The 23328-nt window shown below is 48.2% G+C and carries 21 protein-coding genes; 4 read left to right on the plus strand and 17 right to left on the minus strand.

The annotated features are described in order from the left end of the window. Positions 1–79 precede the first annotated feature (79 nt). Positions 80–694: a hypothetical protein gene (locus ACOJS8_RS24620; protein ID WP_420151215.1), complete on the plus strand. Its 615-nt coding sequence runs from the start codon at positions 80–82 to the stop codon at positions 692–694. 229 nt (positions 695–923) lie between these two features. Beyond that, positions 924–1352 carry a hypothetical protein gene (locus ACOJS8_RS24625; RefSeq protein ID WP_420151216.1) on the plus strand — a complete coding sequence of 143 codons (429 nt, stop codon included), beginning with the start codon at positions 924–926 and terminating at the stop codon, positions 1350–1352. 48 nt (positions 1353–1400) lie between these two features. Here ACOJS8_RS24625 and ACOJS8_RS24630 read toward each other — a convergent pair whose 3' ends face one another. The 5 genes from ACOJS8_RS24630 to ACOJS8_RS24650 all read right to left on the minus strand — a co-directional run bounded on the left by ACOJS8_RS24630 (position 1401) and on the right by ACOJS8_RS24650 (position 7808). Next, entirely contained in the window at positions 1401–2171 is a 771-nt protein-coding gene (locus ACOJS8_RS24630) for an OBAP family protein (protein WP_420151217.1), read from the minus strand. Positions 2172–2313: 142 nt separating this feature from the next. After that, a complete protein-coding gene (locus ACOJS8_RS24635) occupies positions 2314–4419 on the minus strand; it encodes an acylase (RefSeq protein WP_420151218.1) in 2106 nt (701 codons plus the stop codon). 36 nt (positions 4420–4455) lie between these two features. Then, positions 4456–6858 carry an ABC transporter permease gene (locus ACOJS8_RS24640; RefSeq protein WP_420151219.1) on the minus strand — a complete coding sequence of 801 codons (2403 nt, stop codon included), beginning with the start codon at positions 6856–6858 and terminating at the stop codon, positions 4456–4458. Positions 6859–6910: 52 nt separating this feature from the next. Beyond that, positions 6911–7411 (minus strand): hypothetical protein, encoded by a 501-nt coding sequence (locus ACOJS8_RS24645; protein ID WP_420151220.1) that lies wholly within the window; start codon positions 7409–7411, stop codon positions 6911–6913. A gap of 43 nt (positions 7412–7454) precedes the next feature. Beyond that, positions 7455–7808 carry a PadR family transcriptional regulator gene (locus ACOJS8_RS24650; protein ID WP_420151221.1) on the minus strand — a complete coding sequence of 118 codons (354 nt, stop codon included), beginning with the start codon at positions 7806–7808 and terminating at the stop codon, positions 7455–7457. 487 nt (positions 7809–8295) lie between these two features. Here ACOJS8_RS24650 and ACOJS8_RS24655 point away from each other — a divergent pair, with 487 nt between their 5' ends. Beyond that, entirely contained in the window at positions 8296–8769 is a 474-nt protein-coding gene (locus tag ACOJS8_RS24655) for a response regulator (protein WP_420151222.1), read from the plus strand. A gap of 78 nt (positions 8770–8847) precedes the next feature. Here the strand turns inward: ACOJS8_RS24655 and ACOJS8_RS24660 are convergent, their stop codons facing one another. The 9 genes from ACOJS8_RS24660 to ACOJS8_RS24700 all read right to left on the minus strand — a co-directional run bounded on the left by ACOJS8_RS24660 (position 8848) and on the right by ACOJS8_RS24700 (position 19102). Next, entirely contained in the window at positions 8848–9669 is an 822-nt protein-coding gene (locus tag ACOJS8_RS24660; RefSeq protein WP_420151223.1) for a response regulator transcription factor, read from the minus strand. Between the two features lie 617 nt (positions 9670–10286). After that, a complete protein-coding gene (locus ACOJS8_RS24665; RefSeq protein WP_420151224.1) occupies positions 10287–10820 on the minus strand; it encodes a hypothetical protein in 534 nt (177 codons plus the stop codon). Between the two features lie 162 nt (positions 10821–10982). Then, on the minus strand, positions 10983–11615 hold the full coding sequence (locus ACOJS8_RS24670) for a class I SAM-dependent methyltransferase (RefSeq protein WP_420151225.1): 633 nt from the start codon (positions 11613–11615) through the stop codon (positions 10983–10985). 46 nt (positions 11616–11661) lie between these two features. After that, positions 11662–14127, minus strand: coding sequence for a hypothetical protein (locus ACOJS8_RS24675; RefSeq protein WP_420151226.1), 2466 nt, complete (start codon positions 14125–14127; stop codon positions 11662–11664). Further along, the gene (locus tag ACOJS8_RS24680) at positions 14090–15130 is read right to left on the minus strand and encodes a hypothetical protein (protein WP_420151227.1); all 1041 of its coding nucleotides are present in this window, start codon (positions 15128–15130) and stop codon (positions 14090–14092) included. The genes ACOJS8_RS24675 and ACOJS8_RS24680 overlap by 38 nt, the downstream gene beginning before the upstream one ends. Before the next feature lie 207 nt (positions 15131–15337). After that, positions 15338–15880, minus strand: coding sequence for a hypothetical protein (locus tag ACOJS8_RS24685; RefSeq protein WP_420151228.1), 543 nt, complete (start codon positions 15878–15880; stop codon positions 15338–15340). A gap of 6 nt (positions 15881–15886) precedes the next feature. After that, positions 15887–16318, minus strand: coding sequence for a hypothetical protein (locus ACOJS8_RS24690; protein ID WP_420151229.1), 432 nt, complete (start codon positions 16316–16318; stop codon positions 15887–15889). A 179-nt stretch (positions 16319–16497) separates the two neighbouring features. After that, the gene (locus tag ACOJS8_RS24695) at positions 16498–17133 is read right to left on the minus strand and encodes a response regulator transcription factor (RefSeq protein ID WP_420151230.1); all 636 of its coding nucleotides are present in this window, start codon (positions 17131–17133) and stop codon (positions 16498–16500) included. A gap of 37 nt (positions 17134–17170) precedes the next feature. Continuing rightward, entirely contained in the window at positions 17171–19102 is a 1932-nt protein-coding gene (locus ACOJS8_RS24700; RefSeq protein ID WP_420151231.1) for a tetratricopeptide repeat-containing sensor histidine kinase, read from the minus strand. Positions 19103–19228: 126 nt separating this feature from the next. On the opposite strand from ACOJS8_RS24700, the gene ACOJS8_RS24705 reads away from it, so the two are divergent. Next, on the plus strand, positions 19229–19903 hold the full coding sequence (locus ACOJS8_RS24705) for a hypothetical protein (RefSeq protein ID WP_420151232.1): 675 nt from the start codon (positions 19229–19231) through the stop codon (positions 19901–19903). A 40-nt stretch (positions 19904–19943) separates the two neighbouring features. On the opposite strand, the gene ACOJS8_RS24710 is transcribed toward ACOJS8_RS24705, so the two are convergent. From ACOJS8_RS24710 to ACOJS8_RS24720, 3 genes are read right to left on the minus strand one after another with little or no spacing between them, the layout of a single operon-like run. Further along, positions 19944–22265 (minus strand): glycoside hydrolase family 65 protein, encoded by a 2322-nt coding sequence (locus ACOJS8_RS24710; RefSeq protein WP_420151233.1) that lies wholly within the window; start codon positions 22263–22265, stop codon positions 19944–19946. Positions 22266–22314: 49 nt separating this feature from the next. Beyond that, entirely contained in the window at positions 22315–22851 is a 537-nt protein-coding gene (locus tag ACOJS8_RS24715; protein WP_420151234.1) for a hypothetical protein, read from the minus strand. A 44-nt stretch (positions 22852–22895) separates the two neighbouring features. Beyond that, positions 22896–23219: a hypothetical protein gene (locus ACOJS8_RS24720; RefSeq protein WP_420151235.1), complete on the minus strand. Its 324-nt coding sequence runs from the start codon at positions 23217–23219 to the stop codon at positions 22896–22898. Between the last annotated feature and the right edge of the window lie 109 nt (positions 23220–23328).

Genomic DNA, 23328 nt, shown 5'->3' on the forward strand with positions numbered 1-23328 from the left:
TTAAACTTCCCTTACTGCCTTCAGTTGAACAGGAGCGTTTATAGTAACAGTGCTTCATTTATTCAAACTTCTGAAAGGCATGAAAGGCAGGAAGATTCTTGACGCAATTCAACATGAGGTTAATGTGTTGAAAGGAGAAGAAGCCAAAAATAAAATCTATTCCAGTCAGCATACATTTCCTGACGAGCAGGCCGCTCAGGAAGCCTTTACCCGTTCAAAAGAAAAATTGTTTCATGTTGATCGGTGGTCGGATTTATCCAGCTTTACGGCCGATTTTATGCTACACGATCAGGCTGGCAACCGGGCTACCCGACACCATCTGCAGGTCGGCGATTTTATAAAAATTGATCTTCCTGGTCCTATGCCGGAAAATTGGGTGGAAGTTGTCCACCTAGCGAACGAAGAACAGATGGCTGAATTTACCGTCAGACCCAGCAACAATCCACAACAAAAGGAAGACGATAAAATTGAGCATTTTTTCCAGCAAAAAGCGCGCAGTACGTTCCGCGTTGTGCTGGAAGAACGGACCATCACGGCCAGCGAAATTGGTCAGAATGAAGCGATTAACAATCAGGAACCGGAATCCGGCGACCGAACCATTATCAATACGTTGATTGCCGAAGCAGGCTGGCTCTTTCATCAACCGATCCAATGGAAAGTGCTGACGGATTACTTAGTTCACCAGGATGTATAGTCGTATCGAATTTTCTTGAAACAGCGAAAGGCAACCATTGCAAGGAAGCGTTTGAACCGCATAGAAGAAGGTCCAGAAAGAGGTTGGCCATTCTTCCGACGGCGCAGAAGAGCCATTTCTGGCTAAAGCTTCAACCGGATTCGCCTGGGCGAAATACACATACATTATTCATTTAAAAACAATTTTTATGAATAAATTTGGTTATTCTAGTAACTAAGCCATTGACGTTATGAAGATCTCTTACCTGCTGGGCAGCTTCACAGTTGCACTCATTACCACCATTACGTCCTGCAATCAAGAGGATGCAGACCCCTGTACGTACCCGCATCAAGTGACCGCAAATTCAGCGTGCTACGCCGGAAATGGCTTGCAATTAACCGCTTCTGATTATGGTAAGTCCCCGCTGAGTTTTGAGTGGGAGATTTATGCACTGAAAGATTCGTCCAAGATTCTGGGCTGGACACCTAACGACCTGAAACTGAGAATGATTGCCAACAATACGTTCACCGTACCGGATAGTTTAGTCAATAATTACAAACGGCTGATCGTGAACGTAGCGTCCAACTGCCAGGGCGATCTTAAGCACTCTATTTCTTACGGGTTTATCAAGCGCATCTCGGCGGCCAACTGCGTTACGTGGATTTCGCAGAATCAGTAGTAAAAGCAGTCAGCATATCCGTAACCGGGGCTGGATACGTAGCGTTTACTAGCGATTCGGCGATGCGTGATTGTGTCCGCTCCCCGCGGTATTATCCAGTTTTAACTGGCGGATTTCGCCCTGTTGCCAGGCATTGGCGCCGGGTTGAATGGCAGGCGCTGGAATGTCGGCCCGGTTCTTCTTATTTTCTTCGGTCGAGACCTTAAACCGCTTATCGCGGTCAGCTACCAAAGCCGGGTTGATCATACCATCTTTAGTGAATCCCATCATAATCAGCGGGTGCCCCAGGGGTAGCGTCAGGTCCTGATCGGTATGCCAGGTATGAAACGTTTTCCCGTAGGTAGACACTAATTTTTCCATCAGCTCATGTTCAGCCAGGTCCGGAATGCCCGGTGCAATTAACTCACCCGATTTTACCTCATACACATGACTGTGCCAGAGCTTCTTTTCTTCGGCGGGCAGCGTTTTAAACAACTTTTCAGACACGATATATTCGATACCCATGATTTTTGCGTCTTCACCGTTGCCATCATAAATAATGCACTGCGTCAGGTCTTCGTTGATGCGTGAGCAATAATGGTGAGCCTCCATTTGTGCTTTCGTATCGCCGTTGTAAAAATGAAAGCCGTCCAGATACATATTCAGCTTTTTCAATGGCGTTTTATCCTGCAATACGTCGGCACCGACTTCCAATGTTTTTGATTTACCCGTTTTTTCGCCACCGGGCGATTGCACGTTCGAGGACGTATTACTCCCTCCACAACCTAGCAACATAAGCAGCACAGCCAGACCCTGGCCACAGCGAAATACATGTCTCATAAGCACTGATCAGATCAAATAACAACTCTGTCTGTGCACTGAGAATCTTTTACAAATCTTTTAAGTGAGGCAATGGGAAAGAATGTTTGCAGGAGGTACTACGTATTTATAGTCAACAACACGGTTCTTCGATCAGGCGAGTTTACGGATTGACATCCGCCGTCAGTTCTTCCCGTTTCTCGAGATGATTAAGTATGTCCTGCCGGGTTAACAGAGCAGGCCGGAGTTTTTTCTCCGACATGCGTTGCCAGTTGTCGCCCCGGTGCTTATGTCCCGGCTGACTCGCATTGCCGTAACTTAAGGATACCTGCGCCCGAACCGGGTCGCCAAATTCGGTTACGGCTACATACGTATCGCCAGCTACGGCCCGATTTTTGCCCGGTTGCTGCCGATCGGGAACAAAATAAATCGTACGGTAGATGCCGTACTGCTCCGATCCGCCGTTGGCCGCAAAGTCATGACCAGCCTCCCCAAATCGATTGACTTCACCCCACGCTACGTCCAGCCGACCGTACTGCTGCCGAACCTGAGCAGCAGCTTTACTAAGTATTTCAACCGCTTGCTTAGGATTTTTCAACCCGTCGGGCGTACTGACGGGATGTTGTGGATCCCACCCGACCGCAGCCATGCCAGGATTAAACTGATCGAACCAGGCGGCAAACAGAATGGCTCCTTTGCTATCGGCATTAGTTGTGCGGTCCCAGGCTTTAAGTACTAAAGCGGCCTCTTTGGCAAGCGGGTCAGGCTGTTGATCAACAGCTACCAGCAAATCGTCCAGAAAGCGATCGGCGGCTTCCATACCCGTATTAAGTTTATAGCTGATTAGCTCTTCAAATGTAACGGACGCGTCATCTTTGAGCAGATTAATTGAACGTTGGGGCCGTAAACGTAGCGGCAATCCTACTGGCGACATATACGCCGGAAACGATTTAGGATTCAACACAGCCGGATACGTACAGCTCCAGGGGGCATCATTGGCGTTTTGCACAAAACCCGTTGGCGGATTGAACACTTTAGGCAAATCCTCGTAGGGATGCGTCTGCGTCCAGATATATTTTGAGGACGACCCGTCGACGGTGCCCATCCAGAAAGGCCAGTCTCCCTCACTTCGTTTAGGTACGTTTCCGTCGAACAGGTACAGAATATTCCCCTCCCGGTCGGCATATACTACGTTGAACATGGGAAGCTGCATTCGTTTCAACGCAGTTTCAAACTCGTTCCAGTTTCGAGCCTGGGCCATCGCGTGATGCTGCGCAGCTGTGGATGGATTGTCCAGGCCGGCAAATCGCAGTGCGTACGTTTTCCCGTCCTGACTGTTCATGACCGGACCATGTTTCGTATAACGATACGTTATTGACTGTGGCTTGAGCTGACCATCGGGCTGTTTGACCTTCAACACGACGTTTTTTTGCTCAAAAGCTTGCTTGATCCCATCCAGTACGTAGCCGTCGTCCTGCAATGTCAGTTGATAACGGTCGGCTGCATCGATGGTATTCACTGTATGCGTCCAGCCGAGATAATTATTAAAAGCAATGTTGAGCACAGGCTGCCCCAACAGACAAGCTCCATAGGCCATAAAATCCGGCCCGTTGAGATGCGCTTCAAAAAACAGGAAAAAGCTTTCCCACGGCAAATGCGGGTTCGCCATCAGCATCGCTTTTTTAGAGGCTGACTTTGATGGGGCAATGGCATACGCATTGGAGCCGGGGGGCATCAACCGGGCGGCTCCAGCCTCCCTCCCTCCTACAAATTCAAGACAGATTACCCGAGTGATGTGAGCCAGCACATCCGGAGCCGTAATGGGCAGAACCTGCTTAAATTCGGCTCCAATAGCCTCCGGATGTGCTTTTGCGTAGGCGTTTAAGCCACTGACAAAATTATCCAGGCATTTCCGATACCCGGCTTCCTGCTGTTGGTAATGCTTCTGTGCTCGTTCGGGCAGGCCGAAAAGCGTCACGATCTTGTCAGAATTGAGGTATTCGACTCCCCAGTATTCAGCCGCCCGCCCCCGTGCCTGTCCGTATAACTGAAGCAGCAGATTAGCATGATTCTGCATCTGAGCGTAGCCAAATCCGTAATACATGGCTTCGAGGGTTTTTCCGTAAATGTGCGGTACGCCGTCATTATCCCATAAAATTTCCGTTTTGGTGGCCGCAGTTGAAGCCGCTGCTACGTTGGAACGACGGGCGGTTTGTGCCGCAACAGTAAGATTTAGCAGAAGCAGGCACGAAAAAATTACTGACTTCATAAACAAAAAGCGAGGAATAAAGTAATGAGTGGTACGTTAATCGGTTCTTAGATACTGAATGGGATTAGCAACAGCGGCTTTCACGGCTTGGCGGAATACAGTCAGTCCCGTAATGAACACGGTCATTCCCAGAGCCGCAACGAGCAGCCAGCCAGTCATCGGAACGCGGTGGGCGTATTGCTGTAACCAACCCGTCATCAGCCACCAGCCCAAAGGAGCAGCTACGACAAAACCTAATCCGAGTAGTTTACCGAATTCCCGGCCAAACAACCAGAGCAATTGCCCGGTGCGAGCGCCCAACACCCGTCGAACACCAATCTCTTTAGCCCTGGTTTCTGCCATGAACGTAATGAGCCCATACAGACCCAGGCAACTCATTCCGATGGCAATACTGGCAAATGCTTGTACCAGACCTGCCAACAGTCGTTCAGCCTCAGTAAACGTTTTCAGAAGATCATTCAGATAGTCTGCCCGATATACCTGATCAGGTAGCGTTACGTCCCATACCTGTTGAATGGCTTTCAACGTGGCTGTCGTCTGATTCGACTCCAACGCGAGTATGGCCATTCGACTATGTGGTCGATCATGAATGAGTGTAACGGGTAAGGTCGGGCTGTGCAAATCGCCACTGCGAAAATCCCTAACAACGCCAACAATGGTGCGATCAGCGTCTTTAATTCGCATTCGCTTGCCCACTATCGATGCCGCAGACAGGACGCCCAATTGTTTAACCAGCGTTTCGTTAACCAGCACGTCCCCGCCAGTCGTATCCGTTGACCGAAAGTTCCGCCCAGCCACCAGCGAGAGACCAAATACCGACAGATAATGATCATCGGCCGCCCTGACGCGGGTTTCGAACGACTCAGGTTCTCTGGCAGTATGAAAGCTAAACGGGCTCGGCCGATTGTAGGGCGAAGCAGGCGGATCGCTGCCGAACGTAACGTCCATAACACCCGGCACACCTAACCAGCGCTCACGTAGCTGGGCCAGCGGAACGTCGCCTTCCTTCGGCAACCAGACAGACAGCCGATCCTCGTGATGGAACCCCCAGTCAACGGTCTGCATATGGCGAAGCTGAGCTGAAATTGCAAGTACCCCTATTAAAAATAATTGTGCCAGTACAAATTGACCAATTATTAGCCCCTGCCTTACCGACAACCCTCTGCCCGATCGGTTCGCTGGCTGACTCATCAGAGCGGTTATCGGCTTGAATCCGGACAACATCAAAGCGGGATACAAGCCTGCCAGCATTAGTACACCGATTATCAGACCAGCGAACCAGCTCATTGCTTTCGGATGGAGCAGATCAAGAATAGAAATGGTTGGGTTGAGCATTTCGATCTGACTTGCCAGCGTCTGGTTCACCAGCGGCAAAGCCAGTTGAGCCAGCAAAAGCGCCAGTAACACTGCCGTTAGGGTGATTATGGCAGTTTCCAGCAGTAACTGCACAACTAACTGCCAGCGTGTACTGCCTACGGCCTTCCGTACGCCAATTTCGCGCAATCGTTTTAGCGCCCGGGCAGTAGCCAGATTCACATAATTGACACAGGCCGCCATAACTAGCAGCAGTCCTACGCCAATCAGCGCGTACAGCATCAGACGGGGAGCCGTTCCGCTACGTTCGTGATTCAACTCCTGCAAGGGTAATACGTGGTAATCGAAGTGGGCAACTTCGTCGGCGGGTAAGTATTTCTGGCGTATGGTGGGCAATACGCGCTGCAACTGCTGCGGGTCTGCGCCTTCGCGCAGTAGCAGAAAACACATGGCCTGTAACCCCTGCCAGTCCTGAAGAGCCGCGGGGCCCTCCAGCAACGGAATGGTGGCATACGACACAAAGGCATCATAACGAAGCTGCGTATTAACGGGCGGATCTTTGACAATACCCGTCACGATCAGGTTGGTTCGATTATCCAGCCGTAATGTCCGACCGATGGGCGGCAACGTATCGAAATATTTCCGGGCGTAACGTTCGCTAAGAACAATGGTATTCGGTGCCGTTAAGGCCGTTTTAGGGCTACCACTCACCCACTCCACACGGAACAGATCGAAATATTGAGGTTCAGTAAAGCAGATGTTACGGGCCTCCCCAAACTTCTTTGCCCAGCCGCCTTTTCCGTCCGGCACACTGATAGTACGTCCGAAGAAGGTTTCCAGCCGTACCGCACTCTCTACAAACGGGTAATCTCGTCGGAGTACTTCGGCCAGCGGACGGGGGGCAGCATCGGTAGGCGTAATGTGTTCTTGCTTAACGTCGGTCACAATCCAGAAAGACCGATCCATGTGCGGATGGTAGCGATCAAAGCTGAACATGTAGTTGACAACCAGAAAAATAACCAGGCCACTGGCTAAGCCTATCGCCAGTCCGCCAATGCTGATCAGGGTAGCTGAACGGTTTTGCCAGAGGTGACGCCAGGATAGAATAAGGTAGTGTGCGAGCATGATTCAGGGTCTAGAGGAAGAAATGGCGTTTTGGCAGAACGTAACGCTTTGCTTACCCCAACCGGTGGCGGTTTCGACGGTGTCGACGCTGGAACAGCAGCTGCGCACCGAGCGCCCCGGTTAAACTCATAAGGCCCACTAACCAAACATTACCGAAAGCTTTTAACGATACGGAAAAAGCCTGACTCACCCACATCATACAGATCATCAGGGTTACGAACGTAATGACGCTAACTTGCGTCCATTGCTGAAACTGCTCAGGCCTCGATCGGTGCTTCCCAGTCCGTCGGCTTGATAAGCGACCGGGCCGTATCGATAACGGAACGGTATCCAGCATCTGCCGATACGTTTGTTTTAACTGAGCGATCGCCTGCGGACTAGCCTCCTGCATAACCCGGTACAGCGCAGTTTCATACGACTGCCCGCCGTTCATCCGATGCTCGATGTCTATGGCTAAATGATCCAATAGTTCAGTCTGAAGCGCCTGGTGCGGACGATTTTGACGCAGGGCGTCTTTCAACTGGTTGAGTTGCGATGCGGTTAGTTTTTTCATTATAGACGAATAAATGAGGCTAAGGAATTAATAGAAAACACCCTTATTGGCCAACAGACCAGGATGATGAAGGCTTAAGCAGCAGACGCATCAGGTGCGCAAAACGCTCAAACTCAGTTATTTTCCGGTCGACTGTTTTGGTGCCCGCCGGCGTTAACGCATAGTATTTACGTAATCGGCCGTCAGCTTCTTCAGTTTGCGTCACCAGCAACCCTTCCTGTTCAAGCTTGTGCAAAACCGGGTACAGCGCTCCGAACGTTAATACCAATTCACCTTCTGTACGTGTTTTGACTGCCTGGGTAATTTCGTAACCATACATCCGACCGTGTTGAGCCAGTAATCGAAGAACAATTGTTCTGAGGGTTCCACGCAGGAAATCCTGATTAACCGAATTCATATTCAATACGTATTAGAATGATTTAAAAACAAAAATATATAAGAAAATTATATATACAAGAACATACAGAAAAATATCGTTTTTTGATTATAGTACGCAGGTGATGCCACATGCAATAGGCAAACCCGCTTGCATTAGCTGATTACAGTCCGTTACGTCTGGTCGGGGAAAAGCAATAAAATGAACGTAGCAACTCGGCAGCGGAGTTATTTCGGGTATAAAATCGTTCGACTGTACGCAAAAATCAAACGGCACTATAATGAGGGGGCGTAACTTGGCTATGTACGCGAACTATTCTGATTTATTAGGCAGGCAAAAAGAAACAATGGCTCAGGCTAATGTGAATATAATTGCATTAGAGAAACTTTATTTCTTTCTTTTCATCTAATGAAGTTACTTATTGAATAATATTCTCCTGTTTTCTAATAGAGTTAATGGATTATTAGTAACTTGGGCCTGTAAACTCGCGTTATAATCACTTCTCCTCATGAATGAGCAAGTAACTTATCAAACCAACTTTAAGTGGGCAAAAGTATTAATTATTGAAGACAGCACAGATCATTGGATGCTTATTCAAAATGCCATGCAACGGTGCCTTCCAGAAGTAACCCCTGTCCACGTTAATTCGGCTGCCAAAGCAATTGATCTTCTCAACGAATGGTGCACACAGGAATGGGAAATCCCCAAATTAATTTTTCAGGATCTGTACTTGCCCAATCGGGAAGATGGCTGGAACCTGCTCAAACAAATTAAAGCCCTACCCGGTCCCTGCAACCGAATTCCGCTGATCATCCTAAGCTCCTCGGCTTCGAACGCGGATATTGAAGAAGCGTATCGCCGGGGAAGCTCTTCGTACTTGGTAAAGCCCACAAAATTTGAGGGATGGATCGCTTATTTTCAGGAGCTACGGAGCTACTGGTGGGAGACCGTAACGCTCCCTCCTATGCAGTTTTCGTTTTGATTAACTCCAGAAAATCAACAGACTTTTTTCTCTTGACCGAACCAGAAGAGAAAGAAGTCTTCTCTTCTGGCAAAAATGTTAATGAGCACCTACCTCTCGCAAGCCCAGACCAGGTAAAGCAACCGTACGCAGCCAGAATCGGCAGACTCGTTCAAGAGTCTGTGTGAACGTAACGCAGACCTCTGGCATTGAAATGACCGAGTTCGACCTGTAATTATAGCCATCAATAACGGACTGATCTGACGGAGTCACCAGCAAAATAACCGGCAGGCTGTTAAGTTGTGGACTTTGCTTGAGACGCTGTAAGGTATGCAATCGTTCCAGGGTTAACGTCCGGGCGTCCAGAATCACCAACGTAGGGTGTGTATCCGAAGGCAACTGGTTAAGCACATCAGGCAGGTGGCTGCTCTGCTGAAACAAATGCACCTGGTATTCTGGCCATTTCCGTTCAATTGTTCTTTTAGCTATCAAGCCGTTCTGTTCATCCGCCGTAACTAGAAATAAGGTTTGGCTATCTGCCTGTTGCGTCGTTTCTTTCGAATACGTAGCTACAGTGTGCTCATCACCTTCAGAGCTGGCCTTCGCCTGATTGAACTGTAGCGATTCAGCTACCTGCGACCAGCGCCGACGGCTTACCGGAAAAACTTCTCCGTTTATTAACTGGATCTCACCTGCCATCTTCTGGCGTGGCGGCTGTTGCAGACTCTTTACATAAGCCGGATTAATCAGAACCGTTTTATGAACCCGGACAAAACCGGGTAATTTTTTTTCTAGGAAGCTGATTGGCTTAGCCAGCAACTTTTTTTCACCGTTCCGAAAGTAAAGCCAGCAATAATTGTTAGCTCCTAAGAAGTAAGCAATCAGTTCTGGACTCTGCAGGACAGGTTTAATAACACTCATACGAACCAGTTTTATTTTGAAAAAGGGCGAAGACCCTATTTATGAATTTACCTATTTTGGATCATGTAGCGGTCGGATTGCCTGAATTTCTCTGCACAAGGACAACAGTTTTTGTTACGTATTGAAGCAGACTGACGGTCCCCGGAAACACGCACACCACAGGCCAAACCAGACTTGACTACAGCCAGTATTTATTTCATTACGTTGCCCACAGCTTACGCTAAGCTGATGAGTTAACCTAAACCCGGAAAATAAGGTTACTGCCTGCTTAAGCGTAGCGGGGTTTAGATTAAAATAGTGAGGGAACGGGGCTTATAGCTCTTAATGAGACTGCACCCCAGCTGATAAATAAGAAAGCCCCGATGCAATGCAGCCGGGGCTTTTCTATGAACAAAACAGGTACACATTCTAACTTTTATTAGTCCTTCACCACTTCGGACGATGGAACACAGTCTCATAGCAGTTGTGTCAAACAGGCTAGATCTATCGTATTAACTACTAAACCTACTGGTGAGGCTAAAGGCATACCTGAAATAGTAAGCGTACGGGCCTCCGGGCTGTGCAGGCTGATTGTTGAGTTGATGTTCAGCCAATCTGGCCGATACGTAGTCCATCTCTTAGAAATCGTATTCTTTCCTCCATTTTTTCAGGAGCTGATGCTTCTTATTACGATCTGTTGTTATTTGATCATACATTCTTTTGTTTAGTTCAAGACTTGTTTCGTAGCTACGACTCATAAGAAGCTTCAATTCGCTATCGCGTTGTGTAGCTAATTTGAGCTGCTTAACTTCCAGTATAGAAATCTTTTTTTCTAAATGACCGAGTAACTTTTCGTAGTACGTATCCAGTTGTAAAAGCCAATCTTCCCACCAGCACTTACCAACCTTCTTTAGAGTTCTGGGCTTTGCTGATAAAAGCTGAATCCACTCTTGTTCCAGAGCATGAATGTGTGTCTGTACAGGCTGTCCGTCAAATGCTTCAACGGGTAGACTCATGCAATCGCCATTATCGACAATAATAGCATATTCCAGTGTCCAGCAATCAGCCGTTAATTGTGTCAGAAGCTCAAAGGCCGATTCATAGTCCTGAATCCAGTAATTTACATTTTTATACTCAACTCCTTTTTGAGCTCCATCTATAAACAGCATCATCGCCTGAGTATCTAAATGTGGATAATACCAACGAAAAAACGATCAAATTAACACATATCGATTTAGTCATGCTAACAAAAACGAAAACGATTTCATTCATATGTACTAATTTATCAATTGATACATATATAATTTTTATTAAACGTACATAGAATACTTAATTCAAAAATTGATTGTCCAAACGCCTGTTAAGACCATCTTCCTTGCCCGATACGCCTGTTTTTGACACAACAGACCAGCGTCGGTTAGAATCCGTTGCCAGTCAGCCAGGTGAGTTGCTTCAATACTGGTCGTAAGCCGAAAAAAACGAATCATGCTCCACAAGAGTATCTTTTGCCACCAAAGGCTGGTTGATACAAAATCGGTAACGAGCCATAACCCGGACGGTTCCAGTGCGTTACGTAGTCGGGGAATGACTTGCGAACGTAGTGTTTCCTCCGCGAAAAGATCCAGTACAAAAGGCGTCATAATTACGTCGAATCGCTCCTCTGGCGATAAGGTCGTTTCGTCACCCACCCGAAAATCGACTTTCCCCGGAACTGCCCGCCGAATCATTCGCTGACTGGCGCGGGCAGCCATTTTCTGAGCAGCTTCGAGATACACTACCCGTTTGGGCTGACACTGCTTTAGTACCTGTTCGAGCAGCCAGCCCGTACCTCCTCCCACAATCAACACCGACGCATCGGCAGGTATCTGATCCAGCCATACAAGCTGTGCCCGCTGCAACGTTCGGCCAAAAACAACGAAGGCAAGAGCGTCGTAGAAGGGTGTAATTCCGTTGAAGCTGGTTGACATGACGATTAATCTATATGACAAAGCACCAGCGATAAAAGACGTCCTGTCAGTCCGCAGCTTGCTCACCGAACGATATAAAATCCTTGTACATTGCGCACTCACGGATCATCTCCTGATTAAACCGACTTTTTCGATGATTCCGAAAAAAGTCGTTGTAAACAGTGGCGTATTTGCTTCTCCGTAACGTCCGCATATTTTTCACAAACGTCGAATCTTCTTCATAGACGTACCCGTTACGTATCTGCTCGATGCTCTTACGCACTGCAAACGAATTGGCTTCGCAGCGGGCCGCCATGTACGCCGAACGATCAGCCAGTGCGGGTGTTTTCGCCAGTTTTACCGATTGCTGAAAGTAAGCTCGGGCCTGAGCCGTCGTGTAATAATCGGTCCTGAGCAACGTATCGAAACGTTTTTGTTTAGCAGTTGGGTCGGTTGGCATATCATATAGTGGAGGTTCGGCCGCGCTCCAGTACGATTTCATTAGCAGCCACGAATTACCATACCAGCTCAGATTCCAGGCACCACAACCCAATTGATAATACAATTCAGCAGCCTGATCGCCCGTAGCTGCTTTAACCTGTTGCTCCAGTTCAGCCATACGTCGGGCGAACGTAACAGGTGTGTACAGATTCTTTTTCGGTTCTGCCGGAAAGTTTACAGCCTCTATCCCATTTTGGGCGGGTGCCGACAATCGGGGCATTTTTACGGCAAACGGATTTCGCTGAAAATACGCCGAGAAGGCTTCATCTTTCCATATTTTGGGGTTAACCTTCGCAAAGGCGTCGGCGGCTTCGGCATAGCGATGAGCCGTCATCAATCGACGGCCCAGCAGCAGTTGAAGATAATCGTCTGTTAATCCCGATAGCTTTACCAAACGCTTGTCGAAATCAGTTGGCTTGGCTTGACCGGTGTAGGCAATGGCCTGCCGGACAATTTCAGGGGCAATGGTATCTTCAATCGCGTGTGAATCGACCGTACTGGCGAAATACGCATCCGGATGGGCTTCCGTCGTGAGCATGGTTAACAGATAAGCTTTTGCCTGGCTGGAACCATCCACCGACTCATCTTTCGAACGGGTACAGCCCGACAGCCAGCCTTTTTTTGTTTCGGTCTTGTTCTGATACGTAGCGGCAAACGTTTTGCATACATTGACAAAGGCATTGTTCAGCCGAAAATTCGTTGTTCGGTCAAATTCTTCCAGATAACCAATGAGTTGTTTTTCCGCTTCGGGTGTTACGGTTTCCGTCTGGGCGGCCAGCAATAACATCCGCTGCAGTGCAATCTGAGACGTTAGCGTTTTGTTCGGGGCCGGCAACTTAGCGGCCTGGTCAAGATGCGTATGAGCCGCTTCGTAGTCTTTGCCCAGGTAGTCCAGATAGGCTCCGGCCGTATACCAGAAAGCGCCATCACCTACTTTGGTGTTCTCCGCTGTTTCGAGCGCAAATGTTCGTAGTTTATCGAAATACGACACCGATTCCGTTTTACGACCTTCAAAGGCAGTCGAATCAGGCCTGGCCAGCAACCCGTCGTTTACGTACTCCTGGCCCGACGTATTAAAGTAATATTCATTTCGGTTGATTTCGCGCGCCATTATCAATTCGACAAGCGGATTTTTAGGCGATAAATAAACTAAAGCTTTAAGTAAGTCCAGCCCATCCTGTCCTGGCTGGATGGCACATAAGGCATACACAGCCGCCCGTTCGCGGTCATTTTTTGCGTACTGAAGGGCATCTTCCCGAAACTTTATCCGATACCGCCGTAAGCTCAGCTCAGCCGCTTTCCGACGCGATGGACACCGATCAAACACTTGCGCAAATTCGTAAATGGCCAGAGCTGTATCTTTCAACGCCAGCGACGCTCCCGCCCGACGGCACAGGGCCCAGTCGCTGATGAATGTCTTTTTCGAAAGTGGCTTTACCAACTGATCGTACAATTGCCGCGCCTGATCATAATCTCTCAGTTCACTGGCAAGCTTTACAGCCTGAAAGGCATAACGCTCTTTCAGGAACGGATCAATTGAGGTCTGATAGGCCGTTTTCGCTTCAGTCAGTTGCGCAGGTAACTTCGTACTGTCAACAGGTGTAGGCTCGGCAGGCCACGGATTAGCATGGCCATTGTCGGCAGACCAGGCAAATCTAAGGTACGTAACAGCAGGCGCTTTAGTACGTTCCAGACTAGCTATCAACCGGGTAACAGCCTCAGTTTCTTCGTTATAAATCGCCTTGCTCACCACGGTTTCCGGCAACAAACCCCCCGCATAGGCTACCCAGGCCCGCACATTTTCATCAATCGTAATTATAGCATCGCCGTATCCGCCTAAGTCGTTATCGGCATACAGTTGGGGAGTGTATATGTAACGATTGTACTCGGGCGGTGTATTGGCCGTTTCGGGCATGAAAAAGCTCATAAACTCATTCGGGTCGAATGAGGGGCCACAGGCAAACGCAAGCAGCACGGCTACAGGTAGGGCGATTTTACGGGTGCGGCTGGAAAAAAGTAGAGATGGTTTCACGGGAGTAAGCAGACAACACAGTAGAGTCGAGGTGGTATAAAGCTAACGTTAAGCGCTGGTTACTAATCTGGCCTAGCAATCGTTTTTTTTCACGTATCAACGTTTGTGCCGAAACCGATTCAGAACGAAATAAATCGTTCCGTCGAACCGAAAAGCCAAACGCCGATGTATCACGATTCGCTATGAACCGAGTACTATCGGATTGGGCTTGCAGAAACGTAGTATTCACCAGCAATTTTCGATCAATATTGTTTAAAAAGGTCAGAAAACGATTGTTTCGGTAAACCACCGTCCAGCGAAAAAGGGGTAGCACAATATCAAGCGGTAACGGATAGGTCGATACAAACGATACATATTGATTAACAACTTCTGCGTCGTAAATAGAATTGCGGGTCTCAGGCTGTTTCCAGTCTGCTACGTTATAAAGCATCAGCATACCCCGCGAAACGGGTGGAATACCCGTCTGATCGGTGTATTTGATCTGATGCAGCCGGATTGTAGTCGAAACAGGCAGACGTAGCGTTTCTTTCAGCAACGTCAACAGCCGGAAATAGCGGTCGCGTGTACGCGTACTCCAGTCGCAATCGAACTGTACTTCGCGAAGAGAAATAGCATTCTGATGGCTGATCCGTAGAATAGATTGCGTAATATGCGTAGCCAGGCCAGGCAACGAAGCAGGAGAAAGATTCGTGAGTGTCCGATTCGTGATAAAGACCACAGGCACTATGTTACCGACTGGTTTCTGCATAAACCGAATAACGGCTTTCGGCACTGGCTGACGCGTTTTTTCATCCCAGTCCACATCGAAAATATGCAGATAAAGTTTGTTGGCATGCAAACGCTTCATTTCCGCAATCTCCGAACGGGTAGGATTGTAGTTTGATTTCCAGTGATAAAAAGCGGGCGTAATTTGCTTCGGTGATTTAGATTGCTGGCAGGTAGACAGACTTGCCGCCAGTAAGCAGACCATGCCGGTTATCAACCTGTTGTGCCTTTGTTTCATCAGGTGCTAAAATAGGACGCCGATCTTTACAATACGTAGTATCGGAAGTGATTTACAGCACTGAAATCCTGCTTACCCTTACGAATGAGATGCACGCTACGTAAGGGCGCTCAGGTTCTGTAGCTACGCATCCCAAGTGAGAACGAATGCGAGAATGAGCCGAAAACCATTCCAGGCCCTATTCTCGCTCGTTCTCGCATTCACTTACTATTTCTTTCCCAGATTCACTCCATAGGCAAAGTTGAAAGAGAAAGCGCCACTCCCCTCGCTGAAACTGGTTACAAAACTGGTGCCCATATCGACATAATTTTTATTGGCTAATCGGATTGCGTAACCAAACCCTGGCTCAAATCGAAACGATGTGAGCGCAATTGAATTGACCCCAATATCGACGCCCAGATTAAGTCCGGCATAAAGCCCATCGACAATGTAAAAACGTGGCCCGACGGTAATAGGAATCGAAATACCTGCCGTACTATTGTAGTAATAGCGAAAATAATCTTTGTACTTGCTTTTAATCAGGAAAATATCCAGTCCCGTTTTTGCCGTGATGGTGAAATTTGCCCCTAACGGATGCTGGTATCGAATGTCGAAACTCGGCTGAAAACCAACGGCATTGTATCGCCCAACTCCCACGGCCAGTGGTGTTCCAACAAAAAGAATCTGACTACGTCCCTGCGCGAATACCGGCGTCTGTAGGCTACCAGCCAAGATCAGAGCGATGAAAATCGTTTGAATGGAGCGGCTCATGACTGATTATTTTTTACCAACGAAGGATAGTGCAACTTGCTGATTATTATCGTCGGTGCCGGACAAACTAAAGATGATGTTGTTTCCATCGACATCTCCGTACTGGTCATTTCCGTCAAAGAGTCCATAGGCTTCGCTGGTCTTACGTACTTCCAGTTCGATGTTATCAGCTTCACCAAAAAATTCGTTGTTGTTAACGGCCAGCGTGAGTTTCACATAACCTTCCTGCGATGTTTTACTCAGGTTAGCTACACCATCCAGCGCCACGCCGTTGCCGGGCAGACTTATTGTTTGGGAACCTTGCCGAAGACTGAAAGATGTGAGTTTGTACCGGCCCGCCACTACGTCGGCCGGATTCTGTGGAGTAATTGCCGGATCGTCTTTTTTACAGGCGCTGAAGGCCAACGTAACGAACAGAAAAAGAGCGAGTTTTTTCATGGCTTTTGGTCGTTTCACGGGTGATTTCCGTCAATCACCGAGTCAAAACTCCGGGCCAGTTTATGGGGCGACACTACCAATTTTTTATTTTTTTCAGGAGTGATAAACGACGATAGATAAGTGATGAGTAGGCAACGCGTTAGCATTTTGTTCATCACTTATCTCTCATCGTTCGACCATTACCTCCGCCCCAGGTATTTATTTACGGCTTCCACTTTGGAGTGGACCTGGAGTTTTTCGTAGATATTGAAGATGTGCTTGCGCACCGTAGTAGGGCTGACAAACAATTCTTCGGCTACTTCTTTATGACTATAGCCTTTGGAAAGCCGGTCGAGAATCTCGCGTTCGCGGGGCGTCAGTACGTCGAGTTCGTTAGGTATAGACGTATTGATGTGGAAGGAGCTGGCAATCTTACGGGCAATAGTACTGCTCATGGGCGCTCCGCCTTCGTGCAGTTCGGTAATGGCTTCCAGGAGTTTATGCGGTGGACTTCGCTTAAGAATATACGAGTTGGCGCCTGCTTTTAGGGCTTCGAATACGGTTTCGTCTTCGTCGTACATTGTACACATCATAAACTGCGTATTTGGGCAGCGCGTCTTCAGATGCCGCACGCAGTCGATGCCATTCATACCGGGCAGGTCAATATCCATCAGCACTACGTCGACACAGTGGTCGGGCAGGTAATCCAGCGCAGCTTCGGCCGTCTCGAACGTAGCCTGGCAACTGAACCCGTTGGCTCCATCGACCAGAATAGCCAGCGATTGCCGGATAGGTTCTTTGTCCTCAACGATGGCTACAGTAATGGCGGTTTTCATCCGGCAATATTGACCGTTTTTTTACTTCGATGCTATACTACGTTTGTAGTATTTTCTGAACGGGCACGGTGGGGTATGGATACGTAATTTTTACGCATGTGCCCGTCGGTGACGGTAAAATTTCGCAGCACCCACCCGATTCGACCATTCGGTTCTGCATGTTGCCTAACCCATTTCGGGAACCGGTCTTTCCATTGGGTGTAAACCCACGTCCGTTGTCGCAAACGTCAATCACGAGCTGATCGGCTTCCGGTTGCATACGTAGCGTTACGTGGGTCGCCTGAGCATGTTTTACTACGTTATTCAGTGCTTCCTTTACAGTCAGAAATACGTTCCGCCGGTCAACACCGCGTATAGGGAGATCGTGCTCAGATTCTGTTACGTCGGTTTTAAGGATAAGCGACGTGTTATCAATGAATTCGCTGGCATAAGCGCGGGTATACGAAATCAGCCCGTTCAGACTGTCGTTCTTCGTGTTCAGCGACCAGATAATCTCGTTCATGGCCGTAACCATATCAGCCGATATACTCGAAATTTTCTCTACTTCGGGCGTAGTCTGAGCACCCATGCGCGTTTTCACCACTTCGCTCAGCAGACCAATCGCCGTCAGCGACGCACCCAGGTCGTCGTGCATTTCTTTGGAGATGCGTAGCCGCTCTTTTTGTTGCCCCTGCAATTCCGATTGAACAACGGCCAGTTCGCGCTCGCGTTCGGCAGCCAGTAATGCGTTAGCAGCCGCTCGCTGACGCTGACGAGTATAAAGATAGGCGAAGGTCAGGGCACCCACTACGCCCAATACCACCAATCCCCCAATCAGAAGCCACAGCCGCTGACGTTGCTGCTGATCCTGCAATTGATTGATGCTACGTTGCTTTTGAGCCAGTTGCTGACGAGCTTCGGCCTGTTTCAGTTTCACCTCATAGTCCTGCAACAAGCTTTTGGTTTCCTGATTATTCAGCGAATCCGTAACAACAATGTATTTATCGAGCCATTGAACCGTAGCCTCGTGATTGCCCAAACCATCATTCGCCAGCGCATATTGGTGATAAATACTCTGAAATTCAGTTAAACCAGCCTTCGTTTTCCGGGCAAGAGTATATGAGTCGTCCAGTAATTTTTTGGCCCGGCCATACTGACGCATCTGGGTGTACGTTTCTGCCAGCGTCATCAGCAAATGAAGTTCGTGGCGTTCATTACCCAACAACCGGCTAATACGCAAAGCTTCCTGTCGGTAATGTAGTGCCGAATCGTAGCGTTGTGCCTGTCCGTGTTCAAAACCGATGTTGCTGTACAGATTAACCATAAAATCAAGGTCGGTTTGTGAGTCAACCCATTCTTTTGCTTTCTGATAATAAGCCAGCGTTTCACGGTTTTTTTTCAGATCACTATACACAACCCCGATACTGAAATAATCAGACGCAACAGAACGACGGTCGGCCTTATCTTTTGTCCATGTTGTATCGAGCGCAAGCGCCCTGCCGTAATAATCGAGCGCTTTAGAATACATTTTCTGCTTCCTGAATATGTAACCGAGGTTCTGATTAACGGCCGCTACGTTTTTCAGGTTTCCGATCTGCCGCATGTATAGAACTGCTCGCTGATAATTGGGAATGGCCTCCTGATATTGACCCATGAACAGCGCGGTGTTGGCCACTGCGAAATAACTTAGTCCTAAATTTCGCTTCGACGTATCCTGCTTTGCCCTCTGAACGGCCGCCAACGCAATCTTTCGGGCTTCGTCGTGTCGTCCCAGGTTATTAAGCTGGTAGGTCAGTAGCCGCATACTGTCAAAGTACCCTTTTGTGAAGTTTATTTTCTCGGCGAAAGCATGCGCTTTTTTGTAATTATTCAGCGCTGTAGTGGGCTGACTGGTTTCAACGGCTTCCCCTTTTTTCAGCAGTGCCATTACGTAGCTGGTATCCGTCGGATTAAGTCCAGACTGGGCGTAGCTCCCATGGATGAACGTCACAAGCCACAAAAGACAAATTAATCTGAATAGCATAGCGAAGACGTTAATGAACTGTCACCAAATAAATTATTTTGTATATACTACAGATAGATAATATTTTTATCCTCATCTTATTTACGCAATTATATGCAAAGACGTATTTACAGTCTACTCGCCGGATTGGTTTTTCTGACAACAGTAACCGCCTTTGGCCAACGGCAGGAGCTGTCCATTTCACCAATTGGTTTCCTTCCTATCAAGAATCAACTGATTCAGTACGAACGTTACGTCGATTCACGGCAGAGCCTGACGTTATCGCTGGGGTACATCGGCGATCATCGTTATTACACCGTCCTAAAGCCGTCACGCATGGATCATTTCTGGAATACGCGTGGCGCTATTGGCTATCGGTATTACTTCCATTCTGTGTTCAACGACGAGGTGGTCATGTTGTTCGGTTCGATCCGGACTGTGGTGGATTACTCGAATCTGCAGCTCGCTTCCGATGCCAACTTTTCTATTCCTGCCGATTCGCTACGTGCCTCGGGTGTTTCGCTGGCGCCAGAACTGCTAATGGGTGGTAAGATAACCATTGCCAGACGGATTACGTTAACAGGAGCCGTGGGTGGGCAACATCTGTTTAAGCTGTTTTCAACTGAGCAGATCACCCGTAATCCGGACTATTGGAGAAAAGTGAATTCAGAAGATGAAGAGAACTGGCAGCTCAATCGTAATGTAATTACTAATTTCCGGCGGGGCTGGTATCCGTCTGTTCAGATTACCGTGGGAGTAGTATTGGGCAAAAGGAGACAAGTTCAATAGCAGTGCCGAAGCCAAAGCTTCGGCACCACAAAAGCTTCTATTAAGCAGGCACTACGTTGCCGATTGTTTTCTTACTTTCACCTTTCACCGTTACGTCTTTGCCATGCAGTTTAATTGTGACTGGTGAGGTTGAAAAATTCTGCACGGTTACGTCTTGCTGCGTCGTTGTAATCTGTAACAGCGTATTTCGGAAGCGAATTTTGAAAGCCAGCGATTGCCAGTTATCCGGGCAGTGCGGATTCAATACCAGCGCTTCATTCTCAACACGAAGGCCACCAAACCCTTTCACAACCGCCAGCCACGTACCGGCCATCGACGTAATATGGCAGCCGTCCTCGGTATCGTTATTGTAATCGTCGAGATCGAGTCGCGCCGTACGTAAATACATTTCGTAGGCTTTCGCCTTCATGCCCAGCTTCGAGGCCTGAATCGAGTGAACGCAGGGCGACAGCGACGATTCATGCACCGTCATGGGTTCGTAGAATTCGAAATTACGACGTAACGTATCGGTATCGAACTCATCTTCAAAGAAATACAAACCCTGTAATACGTCGGCCTGCTTGATAAAACATGACCGCAGAATCCGGTCCCACGACCAGTGCTGATTGATGGGACGCTGACCTTTCGGAATGTCCGAAACCGGCATCAGATCTTTATCCAGAAACCCTTCCTGCTGCAGAAAAACGCCTAACGTATCATCTTTTGGCAAATACATTTTGTCAATAATCTGCCGGGCTGTGGCCAATTCTTTCTCTTCCCGGAAATGAATCCGATCAATTAATTCGGCGTATTTCTCAGGATTCAGCGATTTGACTTTGGCGACGGCCTCTGTGGTATAACGTAACGTCCAGGCGGCAATGTAATTGGTGTACCAGTTGTTATTGACGTTGTTTTCGTACTCGTTTGGCCCCGTTACACCCAGCATAACATACTTCTCTTTCACTTTCGACCAGTTGACGCGCTGACTCCAGAACCGACTGATGGCGATGAGCACCTCAAGCCCATATTCAACCAGATACTGCTCGTCGTCCGTGTAGCGAACGTAGTCGTAAATGGCATAGGCGATGGCGCCGTTCCGGTGAATTTCCTCGAAGGTAATTTCCCATTCATTATGGCATTCTTCGCCGTTCATAGTTACCATCGGATAAAGCGCGGCACCGGCCCGAAAGCCAAGTTTTTGCGCGTTCTCAATGGCTTTGCCCAGTTGTTTATAGCGATAAATCAACAGATTACGGGCGACCTTCTGATCAGCCGTTGACAGATAGAATGGCAGGCAGTACGCTTCGGTATCCCAATACGTTGAGCCGCCGTATTTTTCACCCGTAAAGCCTTTGGGGCCAATGTTCAGTCGTTCGTCTTCGCCCGTGTACGTCTGGTTCAACTGAAAAATATTGAAGCGAATACCCTGCTGAGCGGCAATGTCGCCATCAATCGTGATGTCGTTCATTTTCCACTTATCGGCCCAGGCTTGTTTCTGCTCGAACAGCATTTTATCGAAGCCCTTCCGTGTAATACGCTGAATGTAGAGATGGGCTTCCTTGATAATCGTATCGGGATCGTAATTCAGCGACGACAGATTGACGGCGTATTTATAAACGACCGTTTCCTGACCCTGCCGACAATCGAGCGTGATCCGATTTGCTACGTATTTCTCGTATTTGATTGGCTGCGACTGGTAATTAATGGGTGCACCATCCTGCTCAATCGATACACACATGCCCGTTGCTACGTGGAAGCCGGTTTTGCGCGTTCGAAGTTCAATATAGGCTTCCCCGTACGCCGTTTCCTTCCGGACTTCATCCCAGAACGTTTCATCGTAGTTGGCGTCGCGGTTGCGAATGTCGCCGTCGATGTAAGGGGTAATGGTAATTTTGGCGTCGAAATTCAGCGGTTTGATGGCGTAACGAATCGCCCCGGCTTCATCATCAACAATCGAACAGAAGCGCTTTGCCTGTACCTGAAGCTCTTTCCCACTTTTCAGCCGGGCGATAAACGAACGTTCGAGATACCCTTCCTGCATATTCAGCACCCGCCGAAAATCGCGAACTTCGCAATGGTTCAGATCGAGGGTTTCGTACTCAATATCGATGTCAATACCAATCCAGTTGGCAGCATTCAGCACTTTGGCAAAATACTGTGGGTAACCGTTTTTCCACCAGCCGACGCGGGTTTTGTCGGGGTAGTACACGCCCGCTACGTAGTTGCCCAGCATGGTTTTGCCGGTAAATTTCTCTTCAAATGAACCGCGCCCGCCGAGTCGGCCATTGCCGAGCGACATAACGCTTTCAGTTATTTCATTATAGTCACGGTAAAAACCTTCTTCAACGATATTCCAGGGGTCGTGCTGTAAGTAGTGTTTCATTCAAATCATAGGTTACGGGAACACTTAATCAAAATCTATTTTCTGGCGATCAGCCCTTTTTCTTAGCGGGTTTACACTCTTTACAATATTCATCGAGTTCGTTGATTTCGCGAACAATCTGCTCATGGATTTCTCTCGTACGGACTTCTGACTGCCCGCCGTCGGTATCACGAACAATCTGAGCCAGCCGTTCAGAATAAAGCCGCTGCAGCTCATTTATCGCCTGTTGATAAAAATCGCCATTCGAGAAAGCCCGCTTCTCTTCATACATTCGTTTGCGGATTTTCCGGGTGTATAGTTCAACCAGATCAAAATCAAGTTGCGCCATATCGAGTAAGCGATCCGTTAGTGGCCCTTCGTCCATCCAGGAAGCTTTTCGATTAAAAATAGCGCGGGAAAACCGATTAAAATTTTTGGTGAACATAAACTCATAATTGCTCATCCGATAACTGAAGTCCATCTGACAGGCGGCATAATAGCGCTGCCCATTACCCGCATTGGAAGGCTTGAGTTGAAAATCGGCTTTGGTCAGTCGGTAGGTTGGCGACCATTCAATAACATCCTGCGCTACTACTCGATGGGTCAAGAAAAGGCAAACAACGGCTAGAAGAACGTTACGCATCAATACGATTATTGTGTCCCTTGTTCAGGTGCAAATGTACCCATTTCAGCCTTCACACGCATAGCCTGTTTCAGGTGTCGTTCGGTATGGGCCAACAGCATTCGAAAGGCGTCGCCCAGCCGAATTTTGAGCCAGTTACCGAACAGCGTCATCACTTTGTCTTGATTCCAGTCGAGGTAAACGGCTTTATCCAACAGCGTGTGCAACAGCGTTTGTAGCTCTAAAAACTGGGCTAATACGTTAGCCGGAACCAGTTCGGCGGCCGGTCGGGGACGTATCATTCCGGGAGCAGGCAGTTTGATTTTCACCTGCGGATCAACGGCGAACAACATGGCTTTCCCAATCCAGTCGCTTTAAACGGTTTTGTCTGTTGGGTTTGTGTGCAAAAGACCCAGTTTATAGACATTGTGCTGAATGTTTCGGATTTAAAAACCTTAGGCC

This window comes from Spirosoma sp. (assembly GCF_048594605.1).
Lineage (GTDB): Bacteria > Bacteroidota > Bacteroidia > Cytophagales > Spirosomataceae > Spirosoma.

Bases quoted from the DNA above. Each gene is read 5' to 3' on its own strand.
- ACOJS8_RS24690 (WP_420151229.1), bottom strand. From the start codon at position 16,318: ATGAAAAAACTCGCTCTTTTTCTGTTCGTTACGTTGGCCTTCAGCGCC.
- ACOJS8_RS24645 (WP_420151220.1), bottom strand. From the start codon at position 7,411: ATGAAAAAACTAACCGCATCGCAACTCAACCAGTTGAAAGACGCCCTG.
- ACOJS8_RS24720 (WP_420151235.1), bottom strand. From the start codon at position 23,219: ATGTTGTTCGCCGTTGATCCGCAGGTGAAAATCAAACTGCCTGCTCCC.
- ACOJS8_RS24625 (WP_420151216.1), top strand. From the start codon at position 924: ATGAAGATCTCTTACCTGCTGGGCAGCTTCACAGTTGCACTCATTACC.
- ACOJS8_RS24695 (WP_420151230.1), bottom strand. From the start codon at position 17,133: ATGAAAACCGCCATTACTGTAGCCATCGTTGAGGACAAAGAACCTATC.
- ACOJS8_RS24705 (WP_420151232.1), top strand. From the start codon at position 19,229: ATGCAAAGACGTATTTACAGTCTACTCGCCGGATTGGTTTTTCTGACA.
- ACOJS8_RS24660 (WP_420151223.1), bottom strand. From the start codon at position 9,669: ATGAGTGTTATTAAACCTGTCCTGCAGAGTCCAGAACTGATTGCTTAC.
- ACOJS8_RS24635 (WP_420151218.1), bottom strand. From the start codon at position 4,419: ATGAAGTCAGTAATTTTTTCGTGCCTGCTTCTGCTAAATCTTACTGTT.
- ACOJS8_RS24670 (WP_420151225.1), bottom strand. From the start codon at position 11,615: ATGTCAACCAGCTTCAACGGAATTACACCCTTCTACGACGCTCTTGCC.
- ACOJS8_RS24685 (WP_420151228.1), bottom strand. From the start codon at position 15,880: ATGAGCCGCTCCATTCAAACGATTTTCATCGCTCTGATCTTGGCTGGT.
- ACOJS8_RS24640 (WP_420151219.1), bottom strand. From the start codon at position 6,858: ATGCTCGCACACTACCTTATTCTATCCTGGCGTCACCTCTGGCAAAAC.
- ACOJS8_RS24650 (WP_420151221.1), bottom strand. From the start codon at position 7,808: ATGAATTCGGTTAATCAGGATTTCCTGCGTGGAACCCTCAGAACAATT.
- ACOJS8_RS24630 (WP_420151217.1), bottom strand. From the start codon at position 2,171: ATGAGACATGTATTTCGCTGTGGCCAGGGTCTGGCTGTGCTGCTTATG.
- ACOJS8_RS24680 (WP_420151227.1), bottom strand. From the start codon at position 15,130: ATGAAACAAAGGCACAACAGGTTGATAACCGGCATGGTCTGCTTACTG.
- ACOJS8_RS24620 (WP_420151215.1), top strand. From the start codon at position 80: ATGAAAGGCAGGAAGATTCTTGACGCAATTCAACATGAGGTTAATGTG.
- ACOJS8_RS24655 (WP_420151222.1), top strand. From the start codon at position 8,296: ATGAATGAGCAAGTAACTTATCAAACCAACTTTAAGTGGGCAAAAGTA.
- ACOJS8_RS24665 (WP_420151224.1), bottom strand. From the start codon at position 10,820: ATGATGCTGTTTATAGATGGAGCTCAAAAAGGAGTTGAGTATAAAAAT.
- ACOJS8_RS24710 (WP_420151233.1), bottom strand. From the start codon at position 22,265: ATGAAACACTACTTACAGCACGACCCCTGGAATATCGTTGAAGAAGGT.